Below are 17,624 nucleotides of genomic sequence, written 5' to 3' on the forward strand. Positions count from 1 at the left end.
CGAGCCCGTCGAGCCCGCGCCGTAGCGGTGGTAAGGGATCTCGCATGAGCTTCATCGATTCTTCAGCGGGCGAGGCTGCCCCGAGCTCCTCCGGGGCGCGCGGCGCATCGGCCCCGCGGCTGCTGGTCGTCGGGTGCGGCGGGATCGGCGGCATCATCGCCGCGCACCTGGTCGAGCAGGGGCACGACGTCACCGCGTTCACGACGAACCCGATCATCGCAGACGCCATCAACGCCGTCGGCTTCCGGGTGCGCGGCGAGGCGAGCCCCGGCACGGTGCGCGGCCGCGCGGTGCGCGAGCTCGGCCCGGACACCCGGCCGTTCGACTACGTCCTGCTCGCCACGCAGCCGCCGCAGGTCGAGGAGGCGGCGCGCAGCGTGGTCGCGCACCTCGCCCCGACGGGCGCGATGATCTGCCTCCAGAACGGCCTCTGCGAGGAGCGCGTCGCCCGCATCGCGGGCCCGGAGCGCACCTTCGGCGGCGTCATCGCGTGGGGCGCCTCCATGGTGGAGCCCGGCGTGTACGACCGCACCTCGAGCGGCGGCTTCGTCCTCGGCCGGCTCGACGGCGCGAGCGACCCGCGCCTCCACGAGCTCGCGCGCATCCTCGAGGCGATCGGCCCGACGACCGTGACGGACAACCTCGCCGGCGCGCGCTGGTCGAAGCTCGCCATCAACTGCGCCATCTCGTCGCTCGGCACCGTCGGGGGCGACCGCCTCGGCGCGCTCCTCCGGCATCGCTTCGTCCGCCGCCTCGCGCTGGAGGTCATGACCGAGACCGTCCAGGTCTCGCGCGCGGCCGGCGTGCGCCTCGAGAAGGTGGCGGGGACGCTCGACCTCGACTGGGTCGCGCTCACGGACGCCGAGCGCTCCGCCGTGGGCTCGCCCGGGCTCTTCGCGAAGCACGCGCTGATCCTCGCGGTCGGCGCGCGCTACCGCCGCATGCGCTCGTCGATGCTCGCGGCCATCGAGCGCGGCCGCCCGCCCGCCGTCGACTTCCTGAACGGCGAGGTCGTCACGCGCGGCGCGGCGCTCGACATCGCCACGCCCATCAACGCCGCGGTCCGCGAGGAGGTGCTCGCGATCGCGGCGCGCCAGCGCAAGCCGAGCCTCTCGCTGCTGCGCGCGCTGTTCGACCGGACGCGCGAGCTCGCGGGCGCGCCGCCGTCCGCGGGCGCGCCGTCCACCCGGCCGCCGCCCGCGGCCGCGCCGTCCACCCGGCCGCCGCCCGCGGCCGCGCCGCACGAGCCGTCCGCAGCGCCAGCCGACACCCAGGCGGCCGCCCCGCACGCGCCTTCCGCGGCCGTCGTCGACGCGCAGGCGGCCGCGCCGCACGAGCCGTCCGCGACAGCAACGGACGCCCGGAGCGATCGCGAGGACGTCTAGCGCGCTTCGCGCACCGGCGACGGAAAACACGCCAGGACACCTGGCTTCACCGACAATTGTCCTGGCCTTCTTTGACGGCGGCGCGGGATCGAGCGCTCCGCGGCGTCGCGGCGCGCACTCTTTGTCGCGCCCGCGCGTCGAAGTTCGGTAGCATCGGGCGTCTCTTCCCGTGGATCTCGAGAAGGTCCCTCGATGAGGAGCCCTCGCATGACGCACTCCCCGCTCGCACTCTCCTCCCGGCGCGGCGCCTCGCGCCGCGGCCGTGTTCCCCTCCTGCTCCTCGCCGCGCTCGCCACGCTCGCCGCGTGCGGCGACGGCGGCGGTGGGGGCGGCAGCGGGGCCGCCGGCGGCGGGGGCGGCGGCGAGGACGGCGCCGGCGGCAGCCCCGTCATCGAGGAGCCGAACCGGTTCCGCATGCGCATCGACGACGCCGAGACGCCGGCGGTCGTGCTCCAGCTCGACAGGCAGAAGGCGCTGCAGGTCTTCGGCGAGGACGGCGCGAAGCAGATCACCGTCCTCGACGTCGACACGACCGGGCTGCTCCGGAGCGCGCTCGAGAAGATCCAGGACGCGTGCGGGCCCTCGTGGCGGGATGACCGCACGGATCCTCAGCACAACTGCATGCTCACCGATCTCGGCAGGACATTCCCGGAGCCGTGGCAGACCTCGCCGGAGTTCGCGCTGGTCCGCTTGCTCAGCATGACGCCCGCCAATGCCAATGTGACCGGGACGTCTCTCGAAGGCTTGCAGCGGATCTTCAAGCAGAACCCCGACACCTTCCAGTTCGATTTCGCCGACGTCCTCGCCGACAGCATCACCCTCGATCTGGCGGTCCAGCCGGCTCCGACGGCCACGCGCACCAACCGGACGGCGCCGTTCGTGCCGATCGACAAGCTCATCCTCGCGCTTCAGCAGCAACTGCTCGCCACGCATCCGGCCATCTCCGATCCGGGGGGCGTGAGGATGCCAATCACACTCTACGAGGCCATGCACGACCTCGAGTCGCTCGACGAGAAGCTCGGCCCGGCCGGCGCTCATCCCGGCGTGCTCCGCCGTGACGATGAGTCGTTCACGACGAAGAGCGACGTGATCCAGCCCGACTTCTCGATGCGCGTCGTCGCCGAGTCCGGCCTGCGCAGGGTCTCCGGGCTCGATCTGTCGAGGGGGGGCGGCGACATGTTCCTTCGCGAGGGCGATGCGCCTCTCCGGTTCGACTTCAACGATGAGGAGAAGCTCCAGATCACCGGCATCGCGCAGAACCCGACCGTGGACATGCGAATCGAGCTGCGCGAGCTGCCCAGCCGCGTGCCAGCGTGCATCGAGACGCCTGCCTGCAAGGCCAATCATCCCGACATGTCGGTCGGCACGGATACCGTGTGGACCGTCCCTCCGTTCCTGCTCGAGAGCATCGTGGGCACCGCGGCCTACCTCACGTACGGCGAACGCGTGCCCTTCGTGGGGTGTTACTTCCAGCTCGACGGGTGCCAGGTAGGCGTGAACATCGGTCAGGACGGCGACCCACCCGGTTGGTCCGTCTTCAGCGCCAACATCGGCAGTACGCCGCCGAAGGTCCCCGCGCCGCAGTTCCTCTGGGAGCTGCTCACCGAGGTCGGGCAGGCGGCCATCCACGACCCGACCGGCGAGGGCATGCCGGACATCATGGAGGGCGACGCCCAGCCGGTCTTCGCGCTCCAGGGCGTCAGCATCGGCCTCACCGGCGAGCAGGTCATCGCCGGGCTCCGCGAGACGCTGCAGGGCCAGGCCAAGCAGATCGCCGAGATCATCCTGGGCCGGTACTGGGTCAACAACGACGTGCTCGACTTCTTCTACAGCCGCAGCGAGCCGGGCGGCGCTCCCTACCTGTATTTCGTCGCCGAGGGCGATCTCCGGCCCCCGGATCAAGGCGCGGACGCCCCGCGCGCGTACACCTACGACAAGCCCGGGTTCTTCACGAGCCCCGATCTCGACGAGGGGAGCAAGGTCTCGAAGACGGACCTCGACGGCCTCGCCGACACGACGCACGAGAAATACCGGCTGCCGCCGGGCGACACCACGCTGTACATGCAGGACGACGAGGCCGCCGTCTACGAGGTCCGCTTCCACGTGCCTGACACAAGCGATCCGGTGGAGATCACCGCCGACGTGAAGAGGCTCTGATCATGGACGCGCGAGACCGTACCCGCCCCGCCGCCCCCGCCGGCCGCCGGCTCTCCCGGCTCGGCCTCCTGGCCGCCGCCGCGCTCTGCTCTGCGCTGCCCGCCTGCGTCGACGCCGTCACGGTGGAGCAGCCGCCGCCCCCGGCGGCGCTCGGCGTGAACGAGAGCCGCACCCTCACGCTCGAGTTCCTGCGGTTCGACGCGCGGGGCTTCGCCAAGACGCTCACGCTCGAGGAGCTCAGGGCGCTCCCGCGGCCCACGCTCGAGGGGATCTGGCTGCTCGATCTCGACATCTCGACGCTCATCGAGAACGCGCTGCTCAAGGTCATGTACATGCCCCCCGCGGAGATCGCCGCGCTCCCTCCGGCGGCGCAGAACCTCGTCGGCCTCCTCAACATGACGCCGGAGAACGCCGACCTCCGCGGCACGAGCCTCGAGGGCCTGCTCGGCGTCGGCAACGCCGTCGGGATCCCGACCTCGAAGATCCTCTCCGACCTCGTGGGCGCGGCCGGCAACGAGCGGATCATCCCCGTCGAGCTCACCGCGCAGGCCGTCCTGGAAAACCTCGTCAGCACGCACCCGAACACGAAGACGCGGCGAGGGCCGCCGACCGACGAGCACCCGGACGGCGTGTACCCGGTCGCGCCCCACTCCATCCCCGTCACCCTGCACGACGTCGTCACCGACTTCGCCGGCCTCGCCGGGCAGTTCGGCCCGGCGCCGCTCGATCCGGACGACCCGGACGGCGCGAAGCACCCCGGCTTCATCAAGGCTGCCTCGGGGGTGAAGGCGGCGCTCGACGACTTCACGATGACGGTCAAGGTCGACGTCAACGCCCTTCCGTACAAGGGCGTCGACGCGACGGCGGCCGACGTCGCGAGCGTCAACAGCACGCCCGGCCAGATAGACACCCTCTTCGACTTCAGCGAGCCGGACTGGCTCGTGCTGGACAACCTGTCGAGGAATCTCAGCATCGGCGAGCTGACCCTCGCCATCCCCGAGAGCCCGATGCACCTGCCCGGCGGCACGAACAAGGAGCCCGCGCCGCGCGGCGACTCGCCCGTGTGGGAACAGCCGCTCTGGGAGTTCGAGCACATCCTGGCGCGCGCCGGCGAGCTCAGGGCAGCGCAGCTCGAGGACCACTGCTCCAGCTACGGGCCCCAGGGCACCTCCACGAGCGACTACCAGCCCGTGAAGGTCTGCGTCGACGGCGCCGCCTGGACCGAGATCAGCGTCGATGAGAGCGTCGTCCTCGAGGAGCCGCCGCCGCCGGCGTCGTATTTCTGGGACATCCTCCTCGAGGTGGCCCAGGCGCGGCTCCACGACGGCGGCCTCGCCGAGGGGGAGGCCGACATCGAGGTGACCCTCCGCGACGTCCCGGTCGGCGTGAAGACCGACGATCTCGTCGCGAGCATCAAGGAGAACCTCTCGAGCGATCCCGCGGTCCTCAAGGACATGGCGATCGAGCTCAACGACAACTCCGCCGGCGACGCGGACTTCTACCTGTACCAGCCGAGCACCGAGAGCGGCGTCGCCGGCCAGCGGGATTACCTCTACTTCGTCGCGCCCGACGACATCCGCAAGGACGCCGAGGGCGCGCGCGTGCGCGAGTACGCGTACGCGCATCCGGGCTTCTTCGCCGACCCCGAGCTCACGAAGAAGGTGTCGACGACCGAGGAGATCGACGGCGACGCGCTCCACGAGAAGGTGGAGGTCGCGCCGGGAGACGCGCTGTACTTCGAGGACGACGAGGGGCGCCGCTACGAGATCAGGATCGGCGACAAGCCGAGCGCCCATCGCCTCTCGCTCACCCTCACCCGGCTGAACTAGCCGGATCACCCCCTGTGAGGACCCTTCTCATGTCAGGAGCCCTGCCCGCCCCGCGGCCCCGTGCCCGTGCCCGTGCGTGTCGACCGAGAGGACGTGAGCTCGCCGCGCTCGCGCTCGCGACAGGCCTCGTCTGCTGGACGGCGGGCGACGCGCGCGCCTCGGGCATCGACGCGCCGTGGGTGACGAGCGGCCTCTCGGGCCCCACGACGGCCGACGCCGCCGCCGTGTTCTGGAACCCGGCCGAGCTCGCCGGGGTCGAGCGGCCGGAGCTCCTGCTCGGCGCGGGGCTCATCGTCGGCCGCGCGACCTACACGCGCGAGCGGCGCGGCACGTACCAGACGCCGGACACCCTGCAGTTCAAGCTCCCGCTCGATCCAGCGAACGTCGACGCCACCAGGACCGGCCCTGCCGAGGAGGTCGCGACCACGCCGATCGCGCCGACAGGCAACGCCTTCTTCGCCTTCCCGACGATCCCGAACCGCCTCACCTTGGGCGTCGGCCTGTACGTCCCCTACGCCGCGGCGCTCAGCTTCCCGGACGGCCCGCAGCGCTGGCAGCTCCAGCAGGCGTTCATCGTCTCGACCTCGCTCACGCTGGCCGCCGGGCTCAAGCTGACCGAGCAGCTCTCGCTCGGCGCCGGCGTCTCGTACGTCGGCGGCATCGCGGAGCTGTCGAAGGTGCAGGACTTCGCCAGCATGAAGGAGTTCCGCGACGGCCTCGCCTACCTCAAGCAGGACAACGACTTCGGCCCGACCACGCCGTCCGAGCTGCGCGAGCTCGACGTCCTGGCGCGCCCCATCTCGCTCAAGCAGGCGATATCGCACGGCGCCTCGTTCCACGTCGGGCTCGCCTTCAACCCGAACAAGGATCTCCGCTTCGGCCTCACGTACCAGCACAGCGCCGCGATGCGGTACAAGGGCAAGTTCGCCATCGACATGAACCACCCGTTCTTCACGCAGGACCTGGCCGAGCAGGGCCTGCGGTACAAGCCCCTGGTCGAGGGCGACGCGGAGCTCTCGTTCACGCTCCCGAAGCGCCTCACCGCGGGCGTCGGCTACCGCGTGAACGACAAGCTCAGCATCGATGGCCTCCTGTCGTACGTGCTCTATTCGGACATCGAGGCGTTCGTCGTCGAGGCCTCCTCACCGGACCTCGCCCAGCCGAAGCTCGGGATCGGCGACCGCGTGGCCGTGACGTTGCCGCGCAAGTGGAATGATACCGTGTGGGTGGAGGCCGGCGCCAAGTACAAGCTGAGCGAGGCGCTGCTCGCGACAGCGTCGGTCGGGTATCAGTCGCCCGCCTCGCCGGACAGCACGATCGACGTGGCGTCGCCCGACAATCACCGGCTGATCGGCGACGTCGGCGGCGTCTACACGGTGAGCGATCGCGTGTCGCTCTCGGCCGACGTCCGCGTACAGGGCATCTTGCCGCGGACGGTGACCGCGTCGGACTACGACCTCGGCAACGGGGAGTATACGCTGCTGCTCACGACCGTGGGCGGGCACCTCAAGGTCGGTTTCTGAGCAGGGTTCCAGCGCCGGGAGATCACGGCCCGCACAACTCGAGATCCGGCGCCGGCGGCGCCGGGTACGCGTCCGTCGCCGCCTTCGCGAACTGGCACTGGAGATCGTCCGGCTTGCACCCCGCCTGCGAGATGCACGCGCCGTCCGCGTCCGTCCCCAGACACAGGCACTCTTCATCGCCCGGATCGCAGATCTCCACGAGCTCCATCATCCCCTCGTCCTCGTGGTTCAGCTTGTGGCAGTGCAGCACGAACTGCCCCGTGAACTTCCGCGGATTCATGAGCACGTCGCGCGGCCCGTCCTCGAGCTGGACCCACATCGTGTCCCGCCAGTGGGGGAAGTTGGGCTCCTTGTTCGATTTGTTGGGGCACACAAGGAAAGGGTTGATGTGGATGTGGAACGGGTGGCCGTCGAACGCGCGGATCTCCCACCGCTCCGCGCTGCCCGCCGTCATGACACGGTCGCTCCGGTAGCCCCGGAGCCGCCGGTCGTCGAACTTGCGACAGCTGATGTTCGGATCCGGACAGAGGCACACCGGCGCGTCCGGATCGATCTCGTGCGGGTGGGCTCGGGATCGCACGACATGAGCGCCACGTCCGAGCCGAGATCGGGCGGCTGTGACCCCGGCGTGGGCACCAGCAGCACCACCTTCTGATGCACGGTCTTGACCGAATCGCAGCTCACCTCGGTCTCCTGCCCGTCGACCATCCCGGTCCACGAGGTCGGCGGCGCGAGCGCGGCCACGTCCGCCTCGCTGGGCAGGTTCACCTCGGTCGGCTCACCCGCGCTCCTGCTCACGTCGACGATCGCGATGACGCTCCCCAGGAGATCGTTCGGCCGGCGCCCGACAAGGCAGAGCGTCTGCTCCTGCTCCGGCATCTTCACCATCACGTCGGCGCGGTACCCCGGTGACACCCACACCGTGTCGCTCCGGTAGAACTGCGGCAGCGTCACGCCGTCGCGCGCGATCTGGGTCGTCTCGATGGGCGCCTTGTCGAAGTCGGAGCACGCCGCGTCCTTCGCGACGTGCAGCTTCATCCCCATCTCGTCCGGGCTGCCGGCGTACACCATGCGCCAGCGCTCCACCTGCCCGGGCGGCGTCACGATCCGCGGCCTGAGCTTGCCGTTGATCAGCGTGGCCCGGAGCGTCTCGACAGCGAGGAAGTCGGTCACCGACAGGTTGTCCTCGGTGCACTCCTCTCCCTCGCTCAACGGCACCGTGTTCTCGTGATCGATGGGCACCTGCGTCATGACCATGACCCGCTCTCTGGCCCTGGCGATGCCGGGAAGCTCGTCGAGCGCCCCCTCGATGATGAGCGCCCCGGCGGCGCCGTCCATGACCTGGATGGCCGTCGAGCCGTGGATGTGCGGGTGGTACCAGTCGGTCCCCTCGTGATGGATCCCGTCCTCGTCGAGGTCCCAGCGGTACCGGGCGCTCTCCCCCGGCCCCACCTCGTGGAGCACGTGATCCCCGAAGTACCGTCCTCCCGGGGCGCAGCCGTCGCCCTCGCACGGGTCCGCCGGATCGTCGGTCGCGAAGTTCGGCTGCACGTGCAGCCCGTGCCCGTGGAGGTTCGTCAGGTTGAAGTCGTGACACGACCTCGCCCCGTGCCCCATCATGCTCGCGATCTCGCGGAAGTCGCTCCGCGTGAACTCGTTGTGGAGGGTCACGTGGACCCGGCGATCCTCGCCCCGGGGGACGCGGATCGTGGGCCCGCTCGTCATGCCGTTGTAGGCGCGGAGGCAGAACCGCCGCCCGCCGATCTCGACAGCGCTCGGGCCGAAGCGCAGCTCGAACGCCCCGTCTTCCCCCGGCTGCAGCTCGGGGGGATCCTCGTATATCGTCGTCGTCTCCGGCGTCGCGCCGGCCTCTTCCCCTCCCCCGCAGCCCGCGATCACCGCCGTCAACAGGACCAGCGCACCGAGCGATCCTGCGCGCGCGAGCGCAGGCGAAGCGTCTCGTACCATCGGCCTTTCTCCTCCAGGAGCCACGCTATCGAGCCGCGCCCGAGCGCGATGGCCGAAGACGGTCACCCCTGGTTAGAATCCGGACAGTGGCAGGGTGTATGGATCTCGAAGAGCTGCGCGCCTTCCTCGCTGTCGTCGAGGCAGGCTCGTACCTGGGCGCCGCGCGCGCGCTCGGCACGTCGCGCACGACGCTCCGGCGCCAGGTCGCGGCGCTGGAGGCGCGCGCCGGCGTCCCGCTGCTCGAGAGCGTGCGGCACGGCGTCCTGCCGACCGAGGCCGGACAGGTGCTCGCCGGCAGGGGGCGCGGCATGATGCAGGAGGCCGCCGCGCTGCTGGCCTCGATCCGCGAGATCGGCGACGCGCCCTCGGGCACGCTGCGGGTCGTCCTGCCCGTGGGCTTGCCGCCGCACGTGCTCACGCCGCTCTTCGCCGCCGTGCGCCGCGCGTATCCGAGGCTCCACTTTCATTGCCGCTTCAGCAATGACCCGCTGGGCGAGGCCCTGACGGAGTTCGACATCGCCGTCCACTTCGGCGAGGACGCGCCGCGGGGGCACTGGCTATCGCACGTCGTCCTGCGCGCCCGCGAGTGGCTGGTCGCCGGCCGCGCGTACCTGGAATGGCGCGGCACACCTCAGTCGATCGACGACCTGAAGCACCACGAGCTGTTCGCGTGGCAGGCCCCCGGCGAGGACGCGCGCATCTGGCGGACGTGGCGGGGCGCGTCCTTCACGGTCGAGCCGTCCCTCATCGCGACGGACATCCACTTCATCCGCCACTGTTGCCTCTCCGGCCTGGGAATCGGCCTGATCCCCGACGCGCTCCTGCCCGATCCGGGCGTGGGCCCGGACGCGCTCGTCCCCGTCCTCCCCGACATCGTCGGGCAGGAGCGGCCGGTGCGGCTCAGCGTCCCGGAGATGCTCTCGGAGATCCCCAAGATCAAGATGGTCATCGAGCACGTGCGCGCGTTCCTGGCGCCCGTGAGCCGAGGACCGGCGCTCGCGGGCGCGCTCGAGATCGAGGCGTAGGCGCTCGCACGGCGACGGAACCGCGGGACATTGCTCCCGACCGCCGGAGCTTACGCGGCGCCAGAAGGTGAGATTAGAGTAGCCGGATGGTCTCCCCTGCTGGCGGGGTGCGCGTCGCCCCCGCGACCTCCGACGAGCCCGTCCTCCGCGTCCGCAACCTCCACAAGGCGCACGCGCTCGGCGCCACGCCGATCGAGGTGCTCCGCGGCGTCGACCTCGACATCCACGCCGGCGAGATGTGCGCGATCATGGGCCCTTCCGGCGTCGGCAAGAGCACGCTGCTCTCGTGCGTCGCGGGCCTCGAGTCCCCCGACCGCGGCGAGGTGCGCGTGCTCGGCGAGGACATGGCCGCCCTCGACGAGCACGGCCGCACGCTCCTGCGCCGCCGCCGCATCGGCATCGTCTACCAGTTCTTCAACCTCGTCCCGACGCTCACCGGCTACGAGAACATCGTGCTGCCGTACCTCATCGACGGCGCCGCGCCGGACCACGACGCCGCCTCCCGCATGCTCGATCGGGTCGGCATGCGCGCCCGCGCCGAGCACCTGCCCTCGCAGATGTCCGGCGGCGAGATGCAGCTCATCTCCATCGCCCGCGCCCTCGTCCGCCGCCCCGCGCTCGTGCTCGCCGACGAGCCGACCGGCAACGTCAACGTCGCGACCGGCCGCCGTATCATGGCGCTGCTCGCCGACGCCCTGCAGGAGGCGGGCAGCGCGATGCTCCTCGTCACGCACAACGCCGAGGACGCCGCCCGCGCCCACCGCGTCGTCTTCATGCGCGACGGCCTGCTCCTGCACGACGCCGACCTCGCGGGCCCCGCGGTCACGTCGGCCGCCGTCCACGACCGCCTGAAGGAGCTCGGGATCTGAATGCTCCTCCTCCGCGCCCTCTTCCAGCCGCTCGTCCGGATGCTCGCCCTGCGCAACCTGCGCGCCGACCGCTTCGGCGCGATGGCCGCCCTGCTCGGCGTCGCCCTCGGCGCGGCGACGGTCAACGTCGTCCTCATCCTCGACGTCGGCACGCGCGCCGTCGAGGCGAAGAGCTTCGTCACCAACCCCGACCTCCCCGTCTTCACCGAGCAGACCGTCACCTTGCGGGGCCTCCGCCCTGACGGCCAGCCCACCTCCGAGGCCGACGCCCAGGAGGAGACGCACGAGGACTACGAGATCATGCGGTCCGCGATCCGCCTCGGCTCGCTCTCCGCGTTCCTCGTCGGCGCGCTCATCGTCTTCTTCACCTTCAACGTCGCCGTCGAGCGCCGGCGCCGCGAGATCGCGCTCCTGCGCAGCGCCGGCGCGCTGCCCCCGCAGGTCGCGGCGGTCTTCGTCCTCGAGGCGCTCGTGCTCGGCGTCGGCGGCGCGGCGCTCGGCCTGCTCGCGTCGATCCCGCTCGCGTACCTGGCCGCGAAGGCGGGCATCACGACGACCGGCCGCGCGCGCATCCCGCTCCACGCCATCCGCCTGCCGTGGAGCGCGATGCTGCTCGTCTGCGGGACCGGCGCCCTCACCGCGCTGCTCGGCGTGCTCCGCCCGGTGCGCGAGGCGCTCCGCGTCGACATCGCCCGCGCCCTGCGCCCGCGCTTCCTCGAGGGCGGGGCCGAGCAGCGGCGCCGCATGCGGGGCGTCACGCTGCTCGCGTTGCCGTTCATGGTGCTCGTCTACGGCCTGCTCCGCCCCTTCTTCCAGGAGTCGGTCCCGCTGTTCGCCTTCTTCGTCCTCGAGGCGGGGCTCGTCTGCGCGGCGTTCCTCGCGGCGATCGTCTTCGTCCCCGACCTCGTCGCCCGCCTCGGCGCGGTCGCCGTGCGCCTCGCGCCGCGCCGCTGGGCGGCCGAGCGCCTCCTGCTCCAGCGCCGCGTGCAGCACAGCGGGCACGAGCTCGCCTGGAGCGTCGGCGGCGTGATGATGGTCTTCGCCCTGCTGCTCGCGCTGCACATCGCCACCGCGGCGCTCAAGCAGGAGGTCTCCGCGTGGGCCGGCCGCGCGCTCGCGCCCTACACGTTCTTCTACCCGGACGAGCCGCTCGGCCACGCCGAGCGCATGCTGCCGGCCCTGCCGCCGCGCCTGGTCGCCGCGCGCTTCTCGGGCCGCACGCCGTGGCCGAACGTCGTCTATGCCGCCCCGGCCGACGAGCTCCGCGCGCTCGCCGAGGCCACGGGCCGACCCGAGTCGATCGCGCTGAGCCGCCGCTTCGGCCCTGGCAAGGCGATCGTCTCCACGATGATGGCCCGCCGCTACGACGTGGGCCCCGGCGATCAGCTCGAGGTGGGCGGGCGCGCCGGCGTGCGCCGCTTCGAGGTCGTCGGCGTGACCGACGATCTCGGCTACGTGCACGCGCCCGGGGCTTACCGCAACCTGCGGACCTATGCGGTCATCGAGGCGGCGGACTTCCCGATCATCTCGCCGTACGCGACCGCGATCGGCCACACGGTGGCGGTCGCCGATCCGGAGACGGGCGCCGCGGCGGCGCGGGGCGGATCCGAGACGCCGCCGTGGGGCGAGCTGCTCGCCGGCGTGCCGCAGGCGCGGGACGTCCGGATGCAGACGGGGGTCGAGATCGAGGCGATCCGGCGGAAGGCGACCGGGCGCGATTTCGTGATCTTCGACATGATCCTCGGCTTCACCACGGTGCTCGCGGCGATCGGCGTGGCGAACCAGATGGTGCTGGCGCTGCACGCGCGGCGGCGGGAGCTCGCGCTGCAGCGGGTGCTCGGGATGACGGCCGGGCAGGTCCGGCGGATGGTGCTGATGGAGGGCGCGCTGGTGGGCGCGCTGGGCGGCGTGCTGGCCGTGCTGCTCGGCGTCCCGCTGGGGTCCGCGGCGCTCGGGGCGCTGCGCACGGTGTCGACCTTCGAGGTCGAGTTCAGCATCCCGCCGGAGTACGGGCTGCTCACGGCGCTGGGGGCGACGGCGGTGGCGCTCGGGGCGTCGTTCTATCCGGCGCGGAGCGCGGGGCGGAGCAACGCGGCGGAGTCGGTGCAGTACGAATAGGGGTGGGGGCGCCAGGTACGCCTGCGGCGGGCGTTACCGGAGGCGGGTCGGCGGGGCGTGCGCGCCGCCGGCGAGGATCTCCTCGACAAGCGATGGGTCGGCGTTGGTGAACGCCATGACGACCAGCGAGGCGGGCTGGCGTCTGCTCAGGGTCGCCGTGACCGTCATCCGAGCGTGTGCGGCCGTCGTGTGGGCCCACCAGATCTCCGCCGTCCCGAGCCGGCCGCTCCATCCGGCTGCCTTCGTCCAGGTCAGGGGTGCGCCCGTGTTCGTGACGCCGGTGATGGTCGCGCCCGCGCCCCTCGGGCCCCCCGCCGCCACGTACGCGACGAGCAGCGTGTCCGCGCCGGGCGTGATGGACGGGCTGGTCACGGCGCCACCCCAGAGGGTGCTCCCGACGAACGTCCCGGCGAGCACCGGCCCGGCGGCGCCGCGCGAGACGACCAGATCCACCGGGGTGCCCGGCGCCGCGGTCTCGCCCGGGGCCGGCGTCTGGCGGACGACGCTGCCCGCCGCGACCGTGTCGCTGCTCTCGAACGTCACGTCGCCCACCAGCAGCCTTCCGCTCTCGATCGCCGCCGCCGCCTCCTCCTGCGTCTGACCGACGACGCTGGGAACCGATACCAGGCGGGCGCTCTCGGTCTCGATGGTCCCGTCCGCGAACGCGAGCAGCTCGATGTTTCGCACGGTGTCCGTGCCGTCGACGCCCGCGCCGTCCTGGTGGCTCACCGTCAAGCTGCCGTCCGGGTTCGTGGAGATGACGTATTCGGATTGAGGGCCCGAGAACACCGCCGTGTCCACGTCCTCCGCGCTGGCGTCCGCCAGCTCGATCGTGCGGCGGATATGGAGATCACCCGGGTTGACCCTGCCCGCGAACACGTCTGCCCGGAACGCGAGCATGCTGTCGACCCGCTTCGTGCCGCCGTTCTCGACGTCCGGCCCTTCGATCTGCACGTTCAGCCACGCGTCACCATCGAGGATGTCGTCGCCGCCGCGGCCTTCGAGGAGGTCGCTGCCCGCGCCGCCAAGGAGGATGTTGCCGCCCGTGAACGTGGTCGCGCCGCCGAGCACGGTCCGCAGCCCGGCGATCCGCGCGCTCCCCTCCTCGGTCAGCTCGTGCTGGACCATGTCGGCCGCGACGCGGCTGTCGCCGCGCAGGATGTCGTCGTTGCTCCATCCCGACAGGCCCTCGACGCGGTCGAACCGGTCACGGAGCTCGTCGAGGGTCGGCCCCGCGAAGACGGGGATCGCCATGTCGGCGTCCACCGGCAGCGGGTCTCCTCGGTACGTGCTCCAGTCGAAGCCGAGCATGCCTTCGCTTCGCTCGGTCCCCATCGAGTCGTTGACCATGATGTCGTCGCCCCCCTCGGAGTCGTAGTCGTCGTCTCCGAGGCCGCCGATGATGACATCGTGCCCACCGTTGGGATCGTCCTGGAACTGGTTGCCCGCGTCGCCCTGCAGCAGGTCGAGCTGCGGGCCGCCCTCGATCCAGTCGTCGCCGTCGTCACCGAACACCGTATCCTCCGCGTCACCGGCGAAGATGAAGTCGTCGCCGGGGCCACCGAAGGTCTCCGTGCCGTCGGAACCGGCGACGATGTAGTCCTTCCCGCGCCCGCCCTGGTTCAGGTCGAAGCCCGGTCCCGAGCTGATGGCGTCGTTGCCGTCGCCGCCCTTGAGGACATCGTCCCCGAACGTGTCCGTGATGATGTCGTCGCCGAGGCCGCCGATGCACTGATCGTTGCCGTCGCCGCCTTCCAGGCGGTCGTCGCCGCCGTCGCCGCGGAGGGTGTCGTCGCCTTCGCTGGATCGAATGCTGTCATCCGTGTCGTCCCCGCCGTTCCAGATGACGTGAGCCGTCCCGGTATATCGGAACGTCCCGTCGGGCATCCGGAGGAGATCCGGCATCGCCGACTCGTCGTCCGGCGTCGACGGGTCGTCCTCGATCGAGCCGCCCGGCCCGGCGATGCGCGGCACGTTGAGCACGAAGTCCGGCCGCGCGAAGACGTCGGCCGGCATGCCTGCCGCCGTCGTGTTGCGCGAGATCAGCTCCGCGAACGAGTTGCCTTCGAGCTGCACGAGGAGGTTCAGCCCGTCGAGGCGCTCCAGGTAGTAGAACCGGTCGGAGTTCTGCAGGTTCTCCAGCTGCGTCTCGAACACGAAATTGAACGTGGAGCCCAGCAGGCCGCCGAACGGGGCCTGCTTCTCGGCGAGGCCGCCGACCCAGAGGTCGATGTTCTCGACGCCGGTCTCCCCGGCGTCGCCGAACATGAAGCCCGCATCGGCGGTGAGGGCCTCCGCCGCGGCGCGCTTGTCGGCCAGCGTGGTCGCCGCTGCGAGCGTCGGGTGCTCGCCATACGCGGCGATGAAGTTGATCACCGACTCCCGGTGCCTGAGCCCGAGCTCGAAGTCCTTCCAGCTCGCGTAGGGGAGCAAGCTCGAGTTGGCGCTGGCCTCGTAGAGCTGGCGGCGCACCTCGTTCAGCGGCGGGATGCCCTCGCTCCGGCCGCGCGCCAGGTTGATCGCGGCCAGATCGAGCGGCAGCCCGAGGAGGCGATTGCGCAGGGCCTCTGTCTTGAACTCATCGATCTCGTTCGCGACCTGACGCGTCCCGCCCTGGAAGATGATCCCGGCCGCCTCGCGGGCGGTCAGCACCTGGCCGCCGACGTTCGTGAACGCCAGGGGGTTGAGGAACGCGTCGAGGAGCGGGATGTCGTGGTCCGTCGCCGTCCCGTCGGGGTTGATGACGGTGCGGGACACCGTCTCGGTCAGCATCGAGTGACCGAAGCGATACACCGCGTGCGCGAACTCGGCCACGATGGCCGGGTTGATGTCGCTCTGGAAGTTGATGCCATCCACGATGAACACGTTGATCAGCGGCTGCACCTTGCGCGCGAACTCCTCGAAGACGAGGTGCTGGTACTCCATCTCGGTGACGAACCGCGCCGCCTGGAACAGCCGCTCGCGGTAATCCCAGCCGGACGCCGGATCCGTGGCGTTCCACGCCGTGATCTCCGCCGGGGTGAGCAGGCTGCCAGGGCCGTTGATCAGCCGATCGATCTCGTCGCGCAGCCGGTTGTGCTCCGAGTGGAACACGGTGTGTACGGCGGTCAGCGCGATGTTCTCGTTGCCGCGTCCGTCGCCGGTGACGAAGTGCGCGTCGAGGAGCGCGGCGTCGTACCCGGGGCTCGTGGGATCGGCCGCGCGCGCGATGTCGTCGAGGAACTGGTGGCCGGTCTTGCTCGAGCCCGCGGTGGAGAGGGGAGCCGACGGATCGCCCTCCACCATCGTCACGCCGTCCGCCATGACGAGCAGCGGGAAGCCGTTCGGCCCGCGCAGGAAGCGGCCGTAAGGGTCGGTCGCCAGCAGCGGCACGTCGAGCGCGTCCGTGTCGACGAGCTCGATCCCGAGCATCGCGGCGGCCTGCTGCTTGACCTCGCCCCAGTTGCCGATGTGGCCGCCGGCGCCGTCCAGCACCCTGCCGGTCGCCACCGGTCTGCCGTCGATCATCTCGTACTCGCGCAGGAACACCTGGTGAGACGGGTGCGAGGTATAGGTCTGGTTCTGGTCGACGAACGGCGTCGTCTTGTTTCGCCCTTCCTGCAGGTCGTCAGCCCCCTCGTCCACGCCTGGGGTCGCGGGGTCGTCGCCCAGGATGCCGTCTGGACCGGGATCGTTCGTGCCTCGGTTCAGGATCATGAAGTTGGTCGGGCTGCCCGGTACGAACAGCGGGTCGTCCGGCTGTAGCGGCACGAAGACCGTCTCGGAGCCCTTCGCCAGGAGGTCGAGGCCGTGATCGAAGAACTGGCCGAAGAAGGGGAAGATCGTGTTGAACGGCGCGGACAGGCCGGCGTCGGGCGCCACGTTGGCAATGAACAGCGTGCCGGACGGGTCGGGCTCGGCGTCCGGACCGGCGGCCGCGCGCGCGGCCGGGTTGCCGTCCGTCTGATCGACGATGAGGTTGCTGATCACGCGCGGCCCGGAGTCGACGACCTGTCCCGTCCTCTGGGCGTACGACGTCCCGGCCTCCGCGGCGCGGAAGCTCGGCGTCGTCATGCGCGGGAAGCGCTGATCCGCGGCGCCGAACCTCGTCTGATCGGGCAGGAGATGGTTGAACGACCCGTCGACCGTCCGCAGGCCGAACGGCAGCCGCGGCTCGTTGACCTGGTTCGGCCCGGGCCCCAGCAGCTCTCCCCCGGCCGCGTGCGCCTGGGCGATCTCGATCTGCCGGAAGATGAACCGCAGGTCGCCGGCGTCGAGGTTGAAACCCGCTCCGACCGGAGCCTGGGCTCTGGCCGTCCGCGCGACCGCGAGGCTGCCGGCGATCGAGATGAGCCCGGCGAGCACGAGCACCGTGAGCCATCGCTTCTCCGCACGTGCACCGCGAACGGCGGCGCGCCGCCTGCGTGACGCTGGGCGCGTCGAGGCGGCGCGCCCGCGGCCAGACCCTGTGTGGCTGGCGATCTTTGACATCGATGTCTCCTCCCCATGTAGCCCGCCGCGTGGCGCGCAGGGCGCTCGTCGCGGTGCGCCGCGCGTGCGCCTCTGCTCGCGGTGTCCTGTGCGAGCCGGGGAGAGGCTGCTGGCAAGCCGAGTGCCGCACGGAGAGTTTGCGTCGAACTCGCGCTCATGCGTTCACACGCATGCTCGCGTGGCACATGGTGTACAGGAGAGTCCGATGAAACACGCCGCTCGCGGCGGAGACGCAGACGAAGGATGCCTTGGACTTCACGAGGAGCGACGCGCACGCGAG

At 71.2% G+C, this 17,624-nt stretch carries 10 protein-coding genes; 7 read left to right on the forward strand and 3 right to left on the reverse strand.

Going from position 1 to position 17,624, the window contains the following annotated elements; all coding sequences use genetic code 11:
• Nucleotides 1-44: 44 nt before the first annotated feature.
• The 4 genes from WME96_RS41420 to WME96_RS41435 all read left to right on the forward strand — a co-directional run bounded on the left by WME96_RS41420 (nucleotide 45) and on the right by WME96_RS41435 (nucleotide 6,894).
• Nucleotides 45-1,385, forward strand: a complete 1,341-nt coding sequence (locus WME96_RS41420; protein ID WP_437287050.1) for a ketopantoate reductase family protein — start codon at nucleotides 45-47, stop codon at nucleotides 1,383-1,385.
• Between the two features lie 207 nt (nucleotides 1,386-1,592).
• Complete coding sequence (locus WME96_RS41425) at nucleotides 1,593-3,542, forward strand: hypothetical protein (protein ID WP_437287051.1); 1,950 nt, start codon at nucleotides 1,593-1,595, stop codon at nucleotides 3,540-3,542.
• Nucleotides 3,543-3,544: 2 nt separating this feature from the next.
• The gene (locus tag WME96_RS41430; RefSeq protein WP_437287052.1) at nucleotides 3,545-5,371 is read left to right on the forward strand and encodes an acetyltransferase; all 1,827 of its coding nucleotides are present in this window, start codon (nucleotides 3,545-3,547) and stop codon (nucleotides 5,369-5,371) included.
• A 29-nt stretch (nucleotides 5,372-5,400) separates the two neighbouring features.
• Nucleotides 5,401-6,894 carry an OmpP1/FadL family transporter gene (locus tag WME96_RS41435; RefSeq protein WP_437287053.1) on the forward strand — a complete coding sequence of 498 codons (1,494 nt, stop codon included), beginning with the start codon at nucleotides 5,401-5,403 and terminating at the stop codon, nucleotides 6,892-6,894.
• Nucleotides 6,895-6,916: 22 nt separating this feature from the next.
• On the opposite strand, the gene WME96_RS41440 is transcribed toward WME96_RS41435, so the two are convergent.
• The gene (locus WME96_RS41440; protein WP_437287054.1) at nucleotides 6,917-7,348 is read right to left on the reverse strand and encodes a multicopper oxidase domain-containing protein; all 432 of its coding nucleotides are present in this window, start codon (nucleotides 7,346-7,348) and stop codon (nucleotides 6,917-6,919) included.
• Nucleotides 7,345-8,862: a multicopper oxidase family protein gene (locus WME96_RS41445; protein WP_437287055.1), complete on the reverse strand. Its 1,518-nt coding sequence runs from the start codon at nucleotides 8,860-8,862 to the stop codon at nucleotides 7,345-7,347. Before WME96_RS41445 ends, WME96_RS41440 begins: the two co-directional genes overlap by 4 nt.
• Nucleotides 8,863-8,960: 98 nt before the next feature.
• Between WME96_RS41445 and WME96_RS41450 the strand changes: the two genes are divergently transcribed.
• The 3 genes from WME96_RS41450 (at nucleotide 8,961) to WME96_RS41460 (ending at nucleotide 12,874) form a co-directional block, all read left to right on the forward strand.
• The gene (locus WME96_RS41450) at nucleotides 8,961-9,887 is read left to right on the forward strand and encodes a LysR family transcriptional regulator (protein ID WP_437287056.1); all 927 of its coding nucleotides are present in this window, start codon (nucleotides 8,961-8,963) and stop codon (nucleotides 9,885-9,887) included.
• A gap of 86 nt (nucleotides 9,888-9,973) precedes the next feature.
• Nucleotides 9,974-10,756, forward strand: coding sequence for an ABC transporter ATP-binding protein (locus WME96_RS41455; RefSeq protein WP_061605941.1), 783 nt, complete (start codon nucleotides 9,974-9,976; stop codon nucleotides 10,754-10,756).
• On the forward strand, nucleotides 10,757-12,874 hold the full coding sequence (locus WME96_RS41460; RefSeq protein WP_437287057.1) for an FtsX-like permease family protein: 2,118 nt from the start codon (nucleotides 10,757-10,759) through the stop codon (nucleotides 12,872-12,874).
• A 33-nt stretch (nucleotides 12,875-12,907) separates the two neighbouring features.
• Here the strand turns inward: WME96_RS41460 and WME96_RS41465 are convergent, their stop codons facing one another.
• The gene (locus WME96_RS41465) at nucleotides 12,908-17,224 is read right to left on the reverse strand and encodes a peroxidase family protein (protein ID WP_437287058.1); all 4,317 of its coding nucleotides are present in this window, start codon (nucleotides 17,222-17,224) and stop codon (nucleotides 12,908-12,910) included.
• Nucleotides 17,225-17,624 lie beyond the last annotated feature (400 nt).

Origin of the sequence: Sorangium sp. So ce406, assembly GCF_051474675.1 — a bacterium.
Taxonomy (GTDB): domain Bacteria; phylum Myxococcota_A; class Polyangia; order Polyangiales; family Polyangiaceae; genus Sorangium; species Sorangium cellulosum_G.

Bases quoted from the DNA above. Each gene is read 5' to 3' on its own strand.
- WME96_RS41440 (WP_437287054.1), bottom strand. From the start codon at position 7,348: ATGACGGCGGGCAGCGCGGAGCGGTGGGAGATCCGCGCGTTCGACGGC.
- WME96_RS41435 (WP_437287053.1), top strand. From the start codon at position 5,401: ATGTCAGGAGCCCTGCCCGCCCCGCGGCCCCGTGCCCGTGCCCGTGCG.
- WME96_RS41450 (WP_437287056.1), top strand. From the start codon at position 8,961: ATGGATCTCGAAGAGCTGCGCGCCTTCCTCGCTGTCGTCGAGGCAGGC.
- WME96_RS41430 (WP_437287052.1), top strand. From the start codon at position 3,545: ATGGACGCGCGAGACCGTACCCGCCCCGCCGCCCCCGCCGGCCGCCGG.
- WME96_RS41455 (WP_061605941.1), top strand. From the start codon at position 9,974: ATGGTCTCCCCTGCTGGCGGGGTGCGCGTCGCCCCCGCGACCTCCGAC.
- WME96_RS41445 (WP_437287055.1), bottom strand. From the start codon at position 8,862: ATGGTACGAGACGCTTCGCCTGCGCTCGCGCGCGCAGGATCGCTCGGT.
- WME96_RS41425 (WP_437287051.1), top strand. From the start codon at position 1,593: ATGACGCACTCCCCGCTCGCACTCTCCTCCCGGCGCGGCGCCTCGCGC.
- WME96_RS41460 (WP_437287057.1), top strand. From the start codon at position 10,757: ATGCTCCTCCTCCGCGCCCTCTTCCAGCCGCTCGTCCGGATGCTCGCC.
- WME96_RS41420 (WP_437287050.1), top strand. From the start codon at position 45: ATGAGCTTCATCGATTCTTCAGCGGGCGAGGCTGCCCCGAGCTCCTCC.